Origin of the sequence: Pseudoalteromonas sp. 3J6 (genome assembly GCF_903995135.1) — a bacterium.
Classification (GTDB): domain Bacteria; phylum Pseudomonadota; class Gammaproteobacteria; order Enterobacterales; family Alteromonadaceae; genus Pseudoalteromonas.
Window position 1 is genome coordinate 1,518,898 of sequence record NZ_LR877185.1, and the last position, 16,781, is coordinate 1,535,678.

Sequence of the window (16,781 nt, forward strand, 5' to 3'; positions counted from 1 at the left end):
GTTGGAGGCGTTGATCATCAATCTAAGAAAGACAGGCACATTTACATCGATAGTTCTTGGTGCTGGATATATGGAAAAAGTGTATTTATATAACCGAAAAAAGAAGTATAAGAAGCTGTAAACCCCCATTACATTTTGTTCAAAAAAGCCGCACACTAATAATTAGTGTGCGGCTTTAGTATTTTACTTTTTAAAGCGATTGCTTGGTTAGTAAGTGCTTTTCAAAAAAGTCAGCCATCATAGTATGGTAATGCAAAGTGGTTCCTTTGCCTTCACGTAAGCTATGTGAACGGTTAGGGTATGAGAAAAACTCAAACTGCTTGTTATGCTTTACAAGCTCGTCAATTAAGCGTTCTGAGCCTTGATAATGCACGTTATCATCGCCTGAGCCGTGAATAAGTAATAGCTTACCGGTTAGGTTTTTAGCAAAGGTAATCGGCGAGGTGTTATCGTAACTCTCAGGATCGGTGTTTGGGTTGCCTGCATAACGCTCTTGGTAAATGGTGTCGTATAAACGAATGTCTGGCACGGGTGCTGAGGCAATGCCTACTTTAAATTTATCACCGTGGCGGAACAATAAGTTAAGGGTTGAACTACCGCCCCCTGAATGCCCCCACACACCAACACGGTCTGTGTCTATTACATCCCAACGTTTAGCCATAGCATCTAGGGCGTCTACTTGGTCTTGCACGGTAATTGAGCCAATTTTTTTATAAATCGATTTGCGCCAATCGCGGCCTTTTGGTGCACGTGTACCACGGTTATCAACCGATGCCACAATAAAGCCTTTTTGCGTTAACAGTGATTTATACAGGTAACTGTTGCCTTCCCAGCGATCTTGCACGGTAGAGCCCCATGGTTCGCCGTATACGTAAAACACAATTGGGTATTTTTTACTTTTATCCATGTTCTCTGGGAACATAATGTAGCCGTCAAGCTCGGTGCCATCTTGCGCGTTTACTTTGAAAAACTCATGCTTTGGTAAGCTTTGCTCAGCCAGCTTTTGTTTAAGCTTTGTATTTTCAACTAAGGTTTTTACATTACTATGATCTGCCACTTTAATAATCTCTTTAGTCGGTGGCGTACCAAATTTTGAGTAAGTGTGCATTGCCCATGAGGCATCTTTTGACATGTAGTAGCTGTTTGAACCTTCAAACTCAGCAGGTGTTACTCGCACCGGTTTGCTGCTGCCATCAAGCGGTGTGCTGTATAAATAACGCTGACCAGGATCGTTTGGCGAGGCAATAAAATACATTACGTTTTTGTCTTCATTGATGCTCAGCATATCAATAATGTCGAAATCGCCTGGGGTTAGGTCGATAATAGTTTTGCCATCGCGCGATACACGGTAAAGATGACGCCAGCCGTCGCGTTCGCTATGCCAAATAAAAAACTCACCGTCTTTTGACCAGTTGGCTTTATAAAACCACTCGATAAACGCATCGTCTTTGTCTTCTAAAATTTTAGTCAGTTGCTGCTTTTGCCAATCAAACAACCACACTTTGTTATGGCTTTGTGGGCGGTTTAAGTCTTGAATCATTAATTCATTACCGGTGCCTGCCCAGCTAATACGCGGAATATAACGGTCGCGGTTATCGCCTTCAAGCTCAGCCCAACGGGTTTGTTTGTCGCTAAGGCTTACCACACCAACACGCACGGCAGAGTTGGTTTCACCCGCTTTAGGATAAGGGAACTCTTTAAGGGTAGGGTACAGTTCGTCAGTGTTGTTGATCATAGTGAAAAATTTAACGTCACTGGTATCAAGCTGCCAATAGGCGATTGATTTGTTGTCGGGGCTCCAACGAAAACCATCGGCAATAGTAAATTCTTCTTCGTATACCCAATCAAAATTACCGTTAACAATGGTGGCACTGCCATCGGTTGTGAGCGCGGTTACATCGTTACTACCAACCGCTTGCATATAAATATTGTTGTCGCGCACGTAAGCCACTTTTGAGCTATCTGGCGAGAACTTAGCAAACATTAACTTAGTTGGCTCAACGTCTTTACCACCTAATTGCTGTAATTGGTTTGTCTCAAGGTTAAGTAACCAAAAGTCGCCTCTGCTGCGCGAACGCCAAACTTGCTCGCTGTTGGTAAATACCATCAGCCATTTACCGTCTTTTGACCACTGATAGCTTTCGATTGCAAATGGCTCGTCTGCGCCCTCTGGCAACAGCTTTTCAAACTCAACCAATACTTTACGGCCTGTGCCGTCAGCATTGTAAAATACAATGTCGTTGCCTTTTACGCCGTGCTCTTTTTCGTCATCGGCGTTGTTATCGTCCGCTTCTTCTTTTTCGCTTTCGCGCTCTTCAAGCACTGTGTAGCCAGTGCCATCGTCTAGCCATTTAAAGTAAGTGCTACGCTGGGTTTTGAACTCTTTATCTTTATAAATTTGCGCTAGGCTTAATGGATTATTCACGGTACTCATCGCTGCATTATTGTTGGTTGTTATGCTGGTACTTGAACATGCTTGCAAGCCTAAGCCCGCAACAATGGCCAGTGCCAAGCCCGATGTTTTGATCAGATTCATTATTATTGTTCCTTGGGTCTGCTGACCTTTATAGATTAAGGCGCTTATTACATTTACTGTAACAAAATAACCTACAGAATATCAGCATGCTTAACGCATAAAGCCATGGTTTAAACCCAAACTTTTATAATTAATTACCATGCTGGATTTTTAAATTCTTCACTGAGCGTGTCGATTAGTGCTCTTACTGTTGCCGATAAATGCTGACGAGAAGGGTAAAGCACATATATTTTCATTTGGTTTAATGTCCATGGCGCTAATACACGCTGCAAGCGACCATCTAGTATATATTGATTTGCCAAATACGTAGGCTGCACTGAGATACCACCACCGGCTATGGCTGCATGAAGTAATGTGGTGGCCTCGTTTGCACTTAAATTACATTTAACATCAACCGATTGAAACTCATCCCCGTTGTGTAAATGCCAAATATATCGGTCGAAGTTTTTATAGCCTAAACACTGATGAGCACTTAACTGTTGTGGTGTCGTTATTGGCGGATAATCAGCAAGGTAGCTGGCTGAGGCCACTAATATAGATTCACACTCGGCAATAGGTTTACCTATTAACGAAGGATCAGGATTGGCTGCAATACGTATTGCCAAATCAACACGTTGCTCTATTAGATCTGTGGTTGAGTCTTCAAGATCTATGTCTATTTGCACGTTAGGATGACGTTTCATAAAGCGTGTAAATATAGGGGCTAATTGCGCAAAACCTAACGACATACTGGTCGCTACTCGTATTTTACCTGACAACTGTTGCTGGCTTTTTGTTTGTTCAACTAAACGGTTAGCCTGTGCTAACCATTGCTCTATTTCGGGTAAACAGGCCTCGCCGGCGGTGGTAAGCGTTACTTTACGGGTAGTGCGATGCAATAAGCGCGTATTTAACCAAGCCTCCGCCGACTCAATATGACGAGTAACCATAGGGCGTGACATTTCAAGCCGATCGGCAGTGGCAGTAAAACTGCCTGAGTAGGCAACATCCACAAAAACCTGCGCTGCGGTGAGTTTATCCATAGTATTTGCACGATTTATGAAACAATGATGCTAATTATTGGTTGTTTTTCTGAACATATCAAACCTTTATTATGCTCGCATTAGCAACCAATGATGAGAATACTATGAACCTACGCACTCTTTTACTAAGCACACTATTAGCCAGCAATATCGCTATTGCAGACGAAACCCCACTAACCCTTGATGTGTATAACGCTGACAGCAATAGCTTTCATGTTAATGCCACGCTGGTTTATGGCCGTACCGATGCAATTTTAATTGATACCGGATTTACCAAAGCAGATGCACTGCGCATTGCCGCCAAAGTAATTGACTCTGGTAAACAACTAAAAACTATTTTTATTAGCCAAGCCGATCCTGATTACTACTTTGGCGCTGAAGTGTTACAGCAGTTTTTTCCTGACGCAAAGATTATAACCACACCGGCAGTGCACCAAAAAATAGCAGCAAAGCTTAAAGGCAAACTTGCTTTTTGGACGCCAAAAATGGGTGAAAACGCACCTAAAAACCCCGTCGTACCTAAGATATTTAATGGTAATAGCTTAAAAATAGAAGGCCATACCATTGAAATTCGTGGTACAGAGGGTGAGCATAATCATCGTCCTTATTTATGGATACCTGATAATAAAGCTATTTTAGGAAATGTGGCTGTATACGCTAATGTTCATTTATGGATGGCCGATGCACAAACTCAAGCAGAGCAAAATGCATGGGCAAAACAACTTAATGAAATGAAAGCACTAAACCCTGACGTGGTGATCCCTGGGCATATGAAAGCAGGCACCCAATTAGATGCTGCAAATATTGATTTTTCAATCCAGTATTTAAAGGATTTTGCACACGCTAAGCAAAGTAGTGATAGCAGTAAGCTGCTGATAGATAAAATGACCAACTCATACCCTGAGGCTGTATTACCTATGGCTCTTAGCATTGGTGCTAAAGTTCATAAAGGTGAAATGAAATGGTAATTGCCGCTTAACCGCTGCAATAAATGCAGTAGAACCAAAAAACACGCCTAGCAAAGTCTGGCGTGTTTTTTATTATTGCCACAAATACATACTGGCTCGCTTATTGGCAATATTTAATTCAAATACCTCAGTGCTTGAACACATAGCAGCACCATAGCATACATGTAGCGGTAACAAGTGTTCTTCTCTGGGGTGATTAAAGCGTGCAGCTGGAGCCTGCTGCCATGCTAATAATTGCTGTTCACGCTGCTGCTCGGTTAATGTTTGATCTGCGATTGTGCTTACCAGCCAATTTTCAAATGCCTGATTTTGCTGATTAACATCGCTTGATTGGGTAACACCAAAAGCGCGCATATTATGGAAGGTAAAGCCTGAGCCTATAATTAATAAGTTCTCGTAATCAATACTTTGCAACGCTTTACCAATTTCAACATGCATTAACGGATCGAGGCTTGGGTGCAAGGATATTTGCACACAAGGAATATCGGCCTCTGGGTACATAATTTTTAACGGTACAAACATACCGTGATCAAAACCACGCTGTGAATCGAGTTTTGAGTCAATATTATGTGTTGCGAGCGCCTGCTGTACTAAATTAGCAAGTTGCGGCTGGCCAGCACAAGGGTAAGTTAATTGGTACGCCTGCTTGGGAAAACCATAGTAATCGTAAATAAGCGGCGGTGAAGAGTGCGCCGTTATACTAATTGGTTGAGCTTCCCAATGCGCGCTGACCATTAAGATAGCAGAAGGCTTTGGGATTTTAGCGGCAACTTGTTCTAAGCAGGCTCGCATTTCTGCATGGTTGGCATTACCTAGTAATGGCATTGGGCCGCCACCATGTGAAATGAAAAAAACGGTTGGGCGTTGCATGTGATTAATCCTAAAGGACAGATATTATTATAGTGCCTGCGCCGTTAGTAAATAACTAGCCACATAAATGCACAACCTCAGTGCGCAAAAATTATGTGCGGTGTTTATTCATCAAGCTCTAAGTGAGCGCGTTCAACGCTTTCTTGAGGTAACTCTTTTTGAACAGATACACCAAGCTCCTTAAATTCTGAGGCTTGTTTAATTAAGTTACCTTTACCCCGGTATAACTGAGAAAATGCTTTATCGTAAGTTTCTTTGGCTTTATCAAGCTGTTTACCCACACCTTCCATACTGGTTAAAAAGCCGTTGAGTTTACTGTAAAAACGCTCAGCACGATTAGCCAGCTCTTTTGAATATTTAGTTTGCTCTTCGAAGCGCCATAACTGTTTAACAATATTTAAACTGGTTAGCAGGGTAGTAGGGGTAGCAACCAAAATGTTTTTTTCTATTGCTTGCTGGTAAATGCCGCCTTGGTATTTAAGTGCTTCTACAAAGGCGGATTCTATGGGTACAAACATCACAACAACTTCCGGTGAGTTTATCCCTGGTAGGCGATCATAGGATTTACTGGCCAGCTCATTTATACGGGCAGTTACGGCATTTACATGCTCTTTAATCGCTTGTTGAGACTCAAGCTCTGTTTCGGCATTTACATAGCGGGTATAGGCATTTAACGATGTTTTTGCATCAATCACTAAGTGGCGCCCTTGGGGTAAGTACACCACTACATCAGGGCGCAAACGGCCGTCTTCGGTATTAAACGACACTTCTCGCTTGTAATCGGTGCCAGCGCGCAGGCCTGCGCTATCAAGCACGTTTTCAAGCATTAACTCGCCCCAATTACCTTGGGTTTTCTTTTGCCCTTGTAAAGCATTGCTTAACTTATCGGCCTGCTCGGTAATTGCTTGGCTTTTGGCTTGTAAATGTAATAGCTCGGTTTTAAGTGCTGCACGTTGCTGTAAGTCTTCAACGTGAATAGACTCCATTTTATCTCTAAAGCCTTTTAGCTCACCTTGAACCGGCTTAAGTAACTGCTCTATGCTTTCTTGATTGAGGGTTTTAAATTTTTGCGACTTTTCTTCTAATATTTGGTTAGCTAAATTTTCAAATTCTTTTTTAAGCGTTTCTTTACTTTGCTCTATATGGGCGAGTTGTTCACTAAAATGTTGCTGCTTTTGCTCAAGGGTAGTGCGTATATTATTAAGCTCTACATCGCGCAGATTGTATTGCTCGCGCAGGGCGGTTAGCTCAGCTTCTGCTTTACGCCAATATTGATTATAAACTTGGCTTTGCTTTTCTTGTTCAGTTAAACGGGTTTTAAAATGCTGAGACTGATCCCGCTGCTCTTGATGTGTAAGTCCTAATAAATCGTGCTCTTCAACCAACGCGGCATATTGGCTTTGTGTTTGCTCATGCTGGCTTTGTAATAACATTAACTGTTGTTGTTGCTCATTTACTTGGCGCTTTATTTTTTTGCTTAATTGCATTGATACAACACCACAAATAGCCATGCCTGTTATAGCGCCAGCACTTACACTTAACCAATCTAAATGGGATAAAAACGAAGTAAACATAAAATAAACTTTTAAAATTTAGTGACATGCCATCATAACGAATAACGCTCTTTAGCAGTAGGGGTAACGCACTAAATTAAGCGCATAAAAAAAGCCAGCTATTAAAGCTGGCTCAATATTACTTGATCAGTAATCAAACAGGGAAATCAACATGAAACTTGTATAACAACACATCACTACAAGCATAATAGTAGACGCGTCCTGATTAAATTAGTTCAAAATAATTTTTAAAAAAGTTGAATTTAGAGCATAAAAAAAGCCAGCTAATAAAGCTGGCTCAATATTACTAAATTAGTAATCAAACAGGGAAATCAACATGAAACTTGTATAACAACATATCAACTACAAGCATATTAATAGACCCAGCTATTATTGATTAGTTCAAAAATATTTTAAATAAAATTGTTTAAAATATTCAGGCAAAAAAAAGCCAGCGCTGAACTGGCTGGCTTAATCATTACTATGTCTAGTAACTACTATATGGGATATCAACATGAAAACTTGGAGAAACTGCAATTTATCCAAGCTATATTAATAGACGCCCACAATTCAAATAAGTTCAAAAACTTATTGTTAATTTTTAACTTTTAATTAAAGACAACATTTGTTGTTCATCAAACTGGGTAAAACTCATTGATTTTTCAGTAAATAATGCATCTACAAGCGCTTGTTTATCTTGCTGCATTTGAAACACCTTTTGTTCAATAGAGTTAGCCATAATCAATTTATACACAAATACCGGATTAGTTTGGCCAATACGATAAGCACGATCGGTCGCTTGCTTTTCAACAGCTGGATTCCACCAAGGATCAAAATGAATAACGGTATCGGCTTGGGTTAAATTAAGCCCTGTGCCACCTGCTTTTAAGCTAATTAAAAATACCGAAGTAGTGCCACTGGTGAATTCGTCTATCACTTTATCGCGATGACGCGTTTGCCCAGTTAACATGCTAAATTTAATGTTAAGTGTATTCAAACGCTCGGCAATTAAATCAAGAGCAGAGGTAAACTGGCTGAATATAATCACCTTACGGCCAAGGCTGAGCATTAAAGGTAAATGGCTTGATAACCATTCTAACTTAGCACTAGCAGCGTCGGTTTCTGGCTCAATAAGTTTAGGATGACAACAAATTTGGCGAAGTTTTAATAGTGCCTCTAGAAAGGCGAGTTTACTTTTTTGCACGCCTTGCTCGGCAAATAAATCAATGAGTTTTTCTTCAAGCGCATGTGTTATGCCTTGGTACATGTCTTTTTGTTTAGGCTCAAACTCAAACTCTTTAACAAGCTCCGTTTTTTGCGGCAGTTCTTGAGCTACTTGGGCTTTAGTCCGGCGCAAAATAAACGGCATAATTAACGCTTTTAACTGCTCTGCACGCTCAATGTTACTTTCGCGCTCAATAGGACCTTGAAAGTGCTGCTTAAAGTGCGCCTGGGAACCTAATAGCGAAGGCATAGCAAAATCGAGTAACGACTTTAATTCAAATAAATTGTTCTCAATTGGGGTACCGCTTAAGCAAAGCTTAAAATCGGCATTCAAACGTTTAACTAACCGCGATACCTGTGCCGTATCATTTTTAATATACTGCGCTTCATCAAGAATAATGTTTTCAAAATACAGTGGCGAATAATAAGCAATGTCACGTTTTAATAACGGATAGGTGGTTAATATACACTGTGCTTGTGCCAAGTGTTTCAACGCATCATTACGGTGTGCACCAAAAATAGTGGTGACTTTTAAGTTTTTAGCAAACTTGTTAATTTCGTTTTGCCAATTACTCACTAAGCTTGTTGGGCAAACAATAAGCGTAGGGCCAGCCTGCGGAGTATTATAAGAACTGGCTAAATAAGCAATCACCTGCAAAGTTTTACCCAAGCCCATATCGTCCGCTAAAATACCACCTAGCTGATTACGCTTTAAAAAGTTAAGCCAAGCTACGCCTTCTTGTTGGTATTCTCTAAGAACCACAGAATCGTGTAAGCCATGAATGGCGATATTGGGCGATAACAGCGCGTCATTGCTTAGCTCATCAAGGTAGCGCTCTAATGACGGATCATGTAGCTCAACATTAATGGCTGTGTGCTTAACTAACTCAGGTAAGTATGAAAGTGGAATATTAAATTCGTCGCGCGTTTTAATAAACTCAAATCGCAATTTAAACTCAATTAATAAATTAAACGCAGCCTTATCTATAACTCCAAATTGACGGCCAACGGGATAGTAATAAAACAATTCGCTTTGACGATTTAACGATTCAAACAGTTTATTATTTACATTAAATAAAGTGGCCACTTTGGTATCGTTAAGCACAACTTTGCAATGCATTTGATGCCCTGCAGCTCTGTTTACATGCAAGGAAATTTGGTTTTTAGTATCGGCAATATTTATTTTGCTCATTGATACTTGCCAGCCACGTTGCTTAAAGCTTGGTAACACCTCATGCGCTAACCAGTGTAAGTGAATAGCTGATTCCTGACTAAAAATAAACTCGCTGTGTAAACCCCCTTTACAAAAATCAAAGCCTAAGTTGACCAGCTCGTTGGTAACGGTGTTTTCAAATGCACTGTTTATTAGTTTTTCAGGCGCTGTACCTGCTAAATAGTTTTTATTTTTATACTTAAACGATAACGAAATAGCCATTACTGAGCCCGACATGCTGACCTTAAGTACGGCATTACTCAACGACTTAACAGGCATGCTTGGTGCATTAGTAGGATGGGGAATAACACCGGCACCAAAATTATCAGCAAGCTGCTTATAAATTCGATCAAAGTTTGTATCGTGAAGTGCTGGTATTGTTTGTAAATGAGCAATTTCGTCAGCACTGAGCGGCGTGCGAATGCGGCCTAGCTTATATTTATCTAAATCTAAGTAGATGGGCGGCGTAGTTTTAATTAATGCCCAATTAGGAATTTGATCTAGGTGAATTTTTAACTGGGTGACTTCTTTTTGTTTTTCCCAAACAAAATTTAGGGGTAAGCCAGGTTGCGCTTTTATAGGTACTCGCGAACGCTGTAAAAATAATCGTTCTGTAGCTAGTAACTGCTGCAGCGCGTTAAAGCCCCATTGACCTTTGAGTTCAATATTACCGACCGCATTTTGGGAGCGGATCCAGCTGTATAATCTAAAATCACTTTCTAGCAGGTCGCTAGGGGTTACAAAACTATTAAGCTGTTGCTCAGTTAAATTGCGACCTAATGCATAATTATTATTTTTATCGTAGTTGGCAATTTTAGGCGTTAAAAATACTTTATCGTTTTCAATATCTAATACAAACAGTAACACTTGTGATGGATGAGCTTGATCGGTGTTTTTAAGCGAGCTGAGTTCGCTAAACCAGTCATTAATAAAATAGTCTTCGCCGTATTCACCTGAGTGTTCAATTTTAAGTTTTAACAAAATTGCAGCCAAATGGCGGCATTTAGTTTTAACATTACAAGTACAGTGTGTGTCGACTGAATAGCCAGTTGGTAATTTACTGATCTCAATTCGTTGGTTAAACGCAATGCCCTTATCGCCTTGCACAGTAGAATCAACAACAGAAAAATCAGCATTATGTTCTAACCAACTTATTTGGCCGTTTTTATAATACGACTTACCTTTTGCTAACACCGCGGGTTTAAACAATTTTTTTATGAATCGCTCAGAAAGAGGAAACTGGGTAGCCTGCTCATTTTTAATTTCTTCAAAAATAGCCATTAAATCATTTTTTGATAAGTTAGCAGACATGTCACTCAAAGTATTAAAATTTAAAAACAATTTTTCCAGTATATGCCTTATCAACGCTGAGCTAAAGCAATATTATTTTTAAAATAAACTGGTTGGATCTGATTGGTTAGTAAAAAATTGGTTTATAAGGATTGTTTAATTTTACTCACTAAAAAAAGGCGTTTAAATTACAAAATAAAAACAATAAATTAACTTAACAGGGAGGTTTTGCTAGGAGTAGATCAGGTTTTTACTAACAAGGTAGCAATTTAATCAAATAGAGCAGGTTTAGTTAGTAAAAAAACGATCCTTAGTAGTTTATCGGGCTTTTTTTGCTTTTTATCACCACGGAAGATCAGATTTTTACTAACTAATTAAGAGGGCTAGATCACTATTTAACTAACCTACCCCCCTTTACAGATCACGATATTACTAACTAATTAAAAGCACTTAATAGTTTAGTCAGTTGTTCTAAGCGCTTGTCTGTCATCACTTTATTATTAATTTTTATTGAAACGTCACCACTTTTAAGGTTACGTTGCACACTAATAAAGTCGTTTTCAAGCACAGCCTCACGCTTTAATGCTGTTTTAGGCTCTGCGGTTAATAGTTTAGTGATCAGCATAGCGCGCTTGTCGTCGGCTTCTAAGGCATTAACTTCATCATTGCTTGCAAGTGCTACAACTAACTCGTTAAATGCAACCTCGTCTCGCTCCTTTGCGTTAATCAGCTTTTTAGCGACTTCTCTACCAACATGGTTAGCTGTTGGGTAAAGAGCTATAACATCGGCAGATATTTGCTCATACGCTTTAATAGCATCCGCAATGGCGGTATGCGATACCCCTTCAATAACGGCAATCTCGCGGTACGATCCTTTTTTGCCTTGTTGAATGAGTTCGTTTCGAGTTTGCTGATACGCTTGACCTAACTCCCAAAGACTTGGAGCAATGTATTGATCCGAAGAAACTGCTAACACTTTGGCATCTTGCTCATTAAAATCACTTGAACTCAAAACAAGATAATCTGCACCAGCCAAAATACAGGCTTTGCGACGTCTTGAGCCTGCAAGAACAAGACTCATATCCCCTTGATCCCAAAGCAGGGCGGGGTGCTGATTACGTCCATCTTCTTTAATTGCAGGAAGTATATCGGATACCGACTTTTCGTTTAAAAGCGCTTGTACACGGCGATTTTTACCATAAACCTGAGTTGATTTTTCAATCTCGTTATGAGCAATCACTTTACAAACCAATGTGATTTCGCGATTAGGATCGCTTGGCGCAGGCATACGAATAACATCGCCTGCATTAGCTTGCTCTAAAAGAGCGTCTAAACTGCTACTGCCGACAGCGGTTGCAAAGGGATCTAAGCGGGTGTCATTTTTACGTTTTTTAGCCATTTTTAGTCAACATCCTTACTTAGGCGTATTTAATTTTGATTGTGTAGATTGCCAATTTGAACGAATTAGCATTTCGAGTTCGTCAACAACATCTTTGATATTTTCTTGTGCGCGCATTAACGATTCTCTACTCGCTAAACTGTCAGACGCTTTTTGATCAAAAATAGTATTAAACGAGGATGAACTCGCAGTAATTGCTGAGCTGTGATTAATAGGGTAGCTCATGACTTGGCGACCAAAGGCGCTTCTTACGTCTTTAACTATGTCACGTTGTGAGTGATTACCTTTTACATAATTGGTAACCAAAAATTGCATAAAGTCCCAACCATCGTGACCAAGAGCTGCAACGGTATGATAAATCTCACCTAAACGTTTTAAATATTTATTATTAGCATCAAAGTCTACCGCTTCAGGATGAACCGGTATAAGCATCGCTGTAGAAGCCATTAACGCATTATAAAACATAAAGTTAAGAGTAGGCGCTGTATCAATTAGTAAAATATCAAATTCATCTTTTACTGGCTCGATAACACGCTCTAACAGCTTATGGTAATGGCGAGTTTGCTCATAGTTTGAGGTGTCTTTAAGCAAAGTTGCAGTTTCGTGTTCAAAATAAAAATCATCCATACCTGAGGGTAAAACACGAATATTAGGAATATGAGTTGGTAAAAAAGAGTTTGAAACAAATTCAGGCCAGGTTTCACCTTCTTCAAGATCAATGCAGTCACGCATTAAATCACCAACAGTAATTGGATCGGGCTCAGAAGATGGGAAAAAGCTAGATGATGACCCCTGCGGATCTAAATCGATAATACCAATTCGGTAACGCTTGATGTTAGTAGTGGCAAGTGCTGCAGCAATATTAACCATGCTCGTTGTTTTACCACAACCACCTTTTAGTGAATTAATAACAATAACTTGGAGTTTGTCTGTCGGTGCACGATGATCGGGTTTTATATCCATTATATCGGCCATGGCAAAAATATTAACCAACGTATAAGCGTAATGACCGTTTGCACCGCGTTTTATGTTCAAATCGTCAAAATCACCATTGTCATGGCGTCTTTTTAAGGTACGATTATTACAACCAAGTAAATCAGCAGCGGCTTTTTGGGTGTAGGTTCTTAATTCTTTTTCTTCAGACTTAAGATGGGCGCGGTAATGTTGAATACGTCCTTCTAGTGATTTTTCAGCAACTTCTGCGGTTGCTTTCAAAAGTCGGTAGGTATCTAGCGCATTATTATTGATAGACATACTTTATTCCTCAAAGTTAGGCGTTTAGTATAATGTCCATTCAATTAGCTGTAAATAACTATTTAAGGCGACATCCATTTTAAATACATGACATATAAAATAATTTTACGCCTTTAATATTGCTTAGTATAAATAAAGAAGTTTAAGTATGGTTAAATATATAAGGTATTAAAGGCTAAGGCCTTAAAATATACATATAACATTATGATTTATATAAACAATGTTAAAAAAAATGGATCAGCATTGTACGTGGTTAAGATCAGATCCTTATCTACTGGCAGATCACCTTTTTACTAAGCAAATATTTAGCAGCTTAGTTATGCACAGGTTAGGCACTGAGTTACTCACAAAATAGATGCTGTAGATCATGTTTTTACTAAGTAAATTATAAAGTTATGCACCCACCATCAGGAATAATAAGCGGTTTAATTAGTATAGATCTGATCTGTAGTAAGTACAGATCAGATCTATGCTAACTGGAACTAAGCTTATCCACAGGCCTCTCATTTTTGCTGTCATTTGTCGTGCTAAATTTAAAAAAAAACACTTTGCAATGGACAAATTTATTTTTCAGTTAGTAAAAATTCGGTTTATTAAAGCCTAGTTAGTAAAAACCTGATCTGAAATCTCATGTTTTAACTTTTTCTTAGTAAAATATTGATCTGTGCATTTTATTTGAAGTCAGATCACTTTTATACTAACTTAAACATTTAACTTTTGCGGCTTTATGTGTTGTTATTAGCTGTCACAATAAAAACGGAAATAAAAACCATGAGCCGAAAGGTCAACATCTCGGTAGATAACTTGCCCGATACACTTAGGGGCCAAATTCACGGGGTGGAAAGTGCAATTGATAACGAAAGCTTAGCACTATTTACAGATAATAAAGATGTGCGAATTTCGATAGAAAATGCAGCCCATGGGTTACGCGCTTACTCTAACACATTTAACCATTATGATCTGTGGGGACGCTTTGTTCGCTCAGGGCATAAAAAGCTGCCACTTGAAGAAGCCCCTAAAAAAACCATAATTACACGTAAGATATCTGAAAAAGTAGACGGTATTTTATACGATGGTGAAATTAAAATAACACCGGCTGTGGTAAGTACTCGTAAAGATGGTGAAGACGTAGAATACTTAGTTTGGCCATCAGATAGAGAAGAAAAAGTTGAGCGTGCACTTATTCGTCTTGCATCAAAAGGTAAAATAGTAAAAATTAATTTTAAGTCCGGTATTCAATATGCCGTTGTGTTTTCTATGAACGAATTAGCACAAGAACTTAAAGCGGTAGGTCAATCTATGCCTTACCCACAAATTAAAGAATCGCTCGAAGCATTACAAGGTTCAAAACTTTCTTTTAAATATTCTGCTACTGACACTAAAAACTCTGATATTGATGATTCGTTCTACGAGTCGAACATGAACTTTTTATCGTCTTTACACTTTAGTGGTAAAAAAGGCCAAGGCGGAAATGTTAAATGTGTAGCGTGTTTAAATGCGTTTGTTCATAACATGATCGATAACCTTGAATATAAAGGTTATTATTTTAATAGTGCTCAAGAGTTAAAGCGCGGATTATCGCGTTGGATGATGCTACGTTTATATCATTTATGGCGCTATGCTGCCCCAGGAAAAACATATCATTTTAGACTGCTGTCTATTATGGAAAAATATGGCTCTATCTATTCAACTGATGATATTACCGAAAATAAATTAAAAGCACTGCGCCGTGATATGACTACCACGATGAAAGATTTAATAGAAAAAGGAGCAATATCTGAGTACAGCATTACTAATGTAAAAGATGATAAAACAGGTAATATTGTAGATTACACTTATGAAATGCATCCATCTGATCAGTTTTGTGATGAGATACTGGCATTAAATAAACATAACAAGCGTATAGAGATACAAGGTGGTAAACGCATTGTTGAAAATGCAGTATTAATTGATGAAGATAAGCTGGAAGAAATTGTAGAAAAATAATTATATTAATTTTTACCAGTAGTTATATTAAAGGCCACATTAAGTGGCCTTTTTAACATAATTACTTTGTTACTTGTTCTAAATATAAACGGTCTACCAGAAAGTCATACTCACGTTTTCGTGGATGTGATAACGGTTTTTCGTAACTCGGCAGTTGGCCATACTTAACATCGGGTTGTGGGTTTATAAGAATAAAAGGTAAGGCCGCACTAACATGATAACGATTTTGAGCCGTGTATCTTACATTAACTTGTGGGCTAACTCGGGTAGGGCGCCTAATTCGTAATTTTTCTTTTTCACCTAGACTGGCAACACGAACTTGCTCTTGAGCAACCAATGATTGCCATTTTTGCTGATCAATCATTCTTGGGTTTTTATACCCAGCGGACTTTTCGAGCATTTCAAGAGCCATCTTTTTTGTGAGTGTTTTAGTGGCGTGTTTATGCATCCAAGTAAAACGAACTGAAAAAGGGGATTCGCTTTCGCTATGAATTTTACGATAAGCGGCAAGCGTAATTAAATTTGGCATAGCATTATGTACGGCTTCAAATCGAGCATCGTTATTGTCTATCGCCAAAATACAATTTTTAAATGCCGCTTTTGCATTATTAACTTGAGCAATCCGATCAATAATAGCTTGTTTATTAGCGTCTTGTATAATTAATAAACCAGGGTGGCGCTTTAATACGCGACTACTCAGACCAGGCTTTTTATACATATCAGAAAAAGAATTTAAAATAGCCTTTTGTGCCAGTTCCCCTGTAATTTTAGATACTGCAATCGACTCGGGAATTATATTTTCATCCACACTGCTTATTTCTGGCAGTTGATAGTATTCAGCTTTAGCAAACCCATATTCTTTAAGCTCCTCAATTAGCCTAAGCGTTAACTCATTGAGTAAATCAAACTGACTTCTAATTTGTACCTTTGTAACCATAACACCACCAAGAACACATCTTACGATTTAGTAATTTTCGCAAATAACCTTTTCTTTTGGTAGTTATTTCTTAAATATTACTATACCGCTAAGACTAAATTTAAACTAAATTAAGTATGATGTGTTCTTATTTTTGTATGATCATTTTAATAATAATATTTTCTAACTTACTAATAGTTATATATAAACGCAGTATGAAGGAGTGGGTATAACCAGCAGAACTACTCAGCTAGCATATATATTTAAAACTACATAACTGATGGCTGATATATTTAAATTTAACTGTAAAGTTAAGGATACATATAGTCAATTTAAGTATGATGTGTTCCTTGTATTAACATTATCTTATACAGCTTAGCTAAGTGGCTGCAAGCAAAGCTTAATAAATACTACTCTTACTATTTATCCTATTGTTTTTTAATGCATTAGTGTTCTTTATTTATATATTTATTATCAATAAAATAGTTAAATCATAGATAATAATCCTATTTAAATTTACCTAATAACTAAATAATTGGTAAATAGTCGA

Annotated in this window: 10 protein-coding genes; 2 read left to right on the forward strand and 8 right to left on the reverse strand. The window is 38.5% G+C overall.

Annotated features, from left to right (window positions below):
• Positions 1-190: 190 nt before the first annotated feature.
• A complete protein-coding gene (locus P3J6_RS07050) occupies positions 191-2,536 on the reverse strand; it encodes a S9 family peptidase (RefSeq protein WP_198522560.1) in 2,346 nt (781 codons plus the stop codon).
• A gap of 134 nt (positions 2,537-2,670) precedes the next feature.
• Positions 2,671-3,558, reverse strand: a complete 888-nt coding sequence (locus P3J6_RS07055) for a LysR family transcriptional regulator (protein WP_198522561.1) — start codon at positions 3,556-3,558, stop codon at positions 2,671-2,673.
• Positions 3,559-3,662: 104 nt separating this feature from the next.
• Between P3J6_RS07055 and P3J6_RS07060 the strand changes: the two genes are divergently transcribed.
• Positions 3,663-4,526, forward strand: coding sequence for an MBL fold metallo-hydrolase (locus P3J6_RS07060; RefSeq protein ID WP_178957077.1), 864 nt, complete (start codon positions 3,663-3,665; stop codon positions 4,524-4,526).
• 72 nt (positions 4,527-4,598) lie between these two features.
• Here the strand turns inward: P3J6_RS07060 and P3J6_RS07065 are convergent, their stop codons facing one another.
• From P3J6_RS07065 to P3J6_RS07085, 5 genes are all read right to left on the reverse strand, one after another.
• On the reverse strand, positions 4,599-5,396 hold the full coding sequence (locus P3J6_RS07065) for a DODA-type extradiol aromatic ring-opening family dioxygenase (RefSeq protein ID WP_198522563.1): 798 nt from the start codon (positions 5,394-5,396) through the stop codon (positions 4,599-4,601).
• Positions 5,397-5,500: 104 nt separating this feature from the next.
• Positions 5,501-6,970 carry a DNA recombination protein RmuC gene (rmuC, locus tag P3J6_RS07070; protein WP_198522564.1) on the reverse strand — a complete coding sequence of 490 codons (1,470 nt, stop codon included), beginning with the start codon at positions 6,968-6,970 and terminating at the stop codon, positions 5,501-5,503.
• Between the two features lie 580 nt (positions 6,971-7,550).
• Entirely contained in the window at positions 7,551-10,697 is a 3,147-nt protein-coding gene (locus P3J6_RS07075) for a DEAD/DEAH box helicase (protein ID WP_010388794.1), read from the reverse strand.
• Positions 10,698-11,112: 415 nt separating this feature from the next.
• Positions 11,113-12,075, reverse strand: coding sequence for a transcriptional regulator (locus P3J6_RS07080; protein ID WP_010388796.1), 963 nt, complete (start codon positions 12,073-12,075; stop codon positions 11,113-11,115).
• A 15-nt stretch (positions 12,076-12,090) separates the two neighbouring features.
• Complete coding sequence (locus P3J6_RS07085; RefSeq protein WP_010388797.1) at positions 12,091-13,329, reverse strand: AAA family ATPase; 1,239 nt, start codon at positions 13,327-13,329, stop codon at positions 12,091-12,093.
• 771 nt (positions 13,330-14,100) lie between these two features.
• Here P3J6_RS07085 and P3J6_RS07090 point away from each other — a divergent pair.
• Complete coding sequence (locus P3J6_RS07090) at positions 14,101-15,315, forward strand: hypothetical protein (RefSeq protein ID WP_013463357.1); 1,215 nt, start codon at positions 14,101-14,103, stop codon at positions 15,313-15,315.
• A 61-nt stretch (positions 15,316-15,376) separates the two neighbouring features.
• On the opposite strand, the gene P3J6_RS07095 is transcribed toward P3J6_RS07090, so the two are convergent.
• Positions 15,377-16,252 (reverse strand): DNA replication terminus site-binding protein, encoded by an 876-nt coding sequence (locus P3J6_RS07095; RefSeq protein WP_075170152.1) that lies wholly within the window; start codon positions 16,250-16,252, stop codon positions 15,377-15,379.
• Positions 16,253-16,781 lie beyond the last annotated feature (529 nt).

Coding starts and splice junctions, on each gene's coding strand:
- P3J6_RS07050 (WP_198522560.1), bottom strand. CDS start 2,536: ATGAATCTGATCAAAACATCGGGCTTGGCACTGGCCATTGTTGCGGGC.
- P3J6_RS07055 (WP_198522561.1), bottom strand. CDS start 3,558: ATGGATAAACTCACCGCAGCGCAGGTTTTTGTGGATGTTGCCTACTCA.
- P3J6_RS07060 (WP_178957077.1), top strand. CDS start 3,663: ATGAACCTACGCACTCTTTTACTAAGCACACTATTAGCCAGCAATATC.
- P3J6_RS07065 (WP_198522563.1), bottom strand. CDS start 5,396: ATGCAACGCCCAACCGTTTTTTTCATTTCACATGGTGGCGGCCCAATG.
- rmuC (WP_198522564.1), bottom strand. CDS start 6,970: ATGTTTACTTCGTTTTTATCCCATTTAGATTGGTTAAGTGTAAGTGCT.
- P3J6_RS07075 (WP_010388794.1), bottom strand. CDS start 10,697: ATGTCTGCTAACTTATCAAAAAATGATTTAATGGCTATTTTTGAAGAA.
- P3J6_RS07080 (WP_010388796.1), bottom strand. CDS start 12,075: ATGGCTAAAAAACGTAAAAATGACACCCGCTTAGATCCCTTTGCAACC.
- P3J6_RS07085 (WP_010388797.1), bottom strand. CDS start 13,329: ATGTCTATCAATAATAATGCGCTAGATACCTACCGACTTTTGAAAGCA.
- P3J6_RS07090 (WP_013463357.1), top strand. CDS start 14,101: ATGAGCCGAAAGGTCAACATCTCGGTAGATAACTTGCCCGATACACTT.
- P3J6_RS07095 (WP_075170152.1), bottom strand. CDS start 16,252: ATGGTTACAAAGGTACAAATTAGAAGTCAGTTTGATTTACTCAATGAG.